Below are 1,464 nucleotides of genomic sequence, written 5' to 3'. Positions count from 1 at the left end.
GTTTCGTGTGTCGCGCCCGATGTGCGCAGGTATCGTCCGCATTACGTTTCCATGCACTGTCGTGCATCCGGTCCGCCACGGTCCAGTCCCGCGCATCGTCGCGACTGGACCACTACCAGCAGCAGGAGTTCTCGCCATGAGTGCCATCGCCACACCGGATTACCTCAACTGCAGTCAGGCCATAGTGGGCGGCTTGGCAGAGACGCTATCTTGTGCGCTACTAAACAATTTTTCGACGCTTGAAGTGGATCCGTGCGACATCGAATTGACGCTCGACGCATTGCGCCTGTTGCGCCCGCGTATTGCTGGGCTGGACATGATGGAAGCCGTGTTCTATATGCAGCGCGGCCACTGGGATGGTGCCATTCACGTGTGCTCCCAAGTGATCGAGGGCGCGCCACATTTCTCGTATGCGAAGGCGCTGCTCGCGCTCTGCCTCTCCGTGAAGGGTGATGCCGGCTGGCGACGCTGTGCGAGTGAGGCGCTCGCGCAGAATCCAGATCGCGACACGCGGCAGCTCGTGCGTGCGCTCGAAGCCCGGGACGAGCTGCGCGAGGCGATTCGAGTCTGTAGTAATGGCGGCATTTTCAAGGTGCCACCGTCTATCGCCAGACTCAACGACGAGCTGCCGCAGGAGCCTCCCGCCGTGGTGCCGCCCGTGGCCGCCTACAGTGAGGACCAGGGGCTCGCGCAACAAGGTTATCTTCGCATCTGAGTCCGGCGGGACGGCTGCGTCGTTAGGCACCACTCACTGCAAAAGGCTGACCATGGTACTTTCTGTCACGAACCAGCAGATCGCGGCCGCATTGCTAGCGGCTGCGCCCGCGTCGCATGCAACCAGCCGCGATGCGTCGCTGCAGCAGGCCGGCGAGCGCTTCAAGTCGCTGATGCAGAACATGCGCATGGCGCCGCCAGATCATCGCGGCGATATGGGCGCCAATGTGATCGCGAAGATGGCGGCATCGCAGGACGCGGAGATCCAGAAGTCGGTGAACGACGTGCTCGCACTGTCCAGTCAGGCAAGCAGCATGTCGGTGCAGGAAATGGCTGCCGCCTCGATGAAGGTGGCGCTGGAACTCGCCAGCACGCAGCTTGACATGGAGGCCAGGATGGGTGTGGTCAAATCGTCGAGGTCGTCAGTCGAAACGTTGATGAAGAATCAATAGGTCATGTCAGAAGCCACGCAAGCGGCGAATGCGGCAGTCGGGCCGCTCATGGGCGAAGTTCGCATAATGCGCGCCGCTCGTACTGTCCGCGCGGCTGCGCTGGTCGGCTGTATCGCGCTGGCCGGTTGCCACAAGGAGCTGTATCGTAATCTTACAGAACTGGATGCGAACGAAATGATGGTGGCGATGCTTGAGCAGGGCGTCGACGCATCCAAAAGCACAACCGACAACGGAAAGACGTGGGTGCTCGAGGTCGATGACAGGCAACTGGTTCGCGCGATGCAGGTGCTGCGCGAGC

General features: G+C 61.5%; 2 protein-coding genes and 1 pseudogene. All 3 read left to right on the top strand.

Going from position 1 to position 1,464, the window contains the following annotated elements; all coding sequences use genetic code 11:
* Positions 1-136 precede the first annotated feature (136 nt).
* Positions 137-715 (top strand): HrpB1 family type III secretion system apparatus protein, encoded by a 579-nt coding sequence (locus AB3X89_RS39670; RefSeq protein WP_368587990.1) that lies wholly within the window; start codon positions 137-139, stop codon positions 713-715.
* Positions 716-767: 52 nt separating this feature from the next.
* On the top strand, positions 768-1,166 hold the full coding sequence (locus AB3X89_RS39665; protein WP_368587989.1) for a type III secretion protein HrpB2: 399 nt from the start codon (positions 768-770) through the stop codon (positions 1,164-1,166).
* A gap of 48 nt (positions 1,167-1,214) precedes the next feature.
* Positions 1,215-1,464 (top strand): annotated as a pseudogene (locus AB3X89_RS39660) (EscJ/YscJ/HrcJ family type III secretion inner membrane ring protein); the annotation flags it as partial.

This window comes from Paraburkholderia sp. BR14320 (assembly GCF_040948665.1).
Taxonomy (GTDB): domain Bacteria; phylum Pseudomonadota; class Gammaproteobacteria; order Burkholderiales; family Burkholderiaceae; genus Paraburkholderia; species Paraburkholderia youngii.
Note: the sequence above shows the minus strand (reverse complement) of the source record. Positions and strands in the feature narration are given on the sequence as shown.

Bases quoted from the DNA above. Each gene is read 5' to 3' on its own strand.
- AB3X89_RS39665 (WP_368587989.1), top strand. From the start codon at position 768: ATGGTACTTTCTGTCACGAACCAGCAGATCGCGGCCGCATTGCTAGCG.
- AB3X89_RS39670 (WP_368587990.1), top strand. From the start codon at position 137: ATGAGTGCCATCGCCACACCGGATTACCTCAACTGCAGTCAGGCCATA.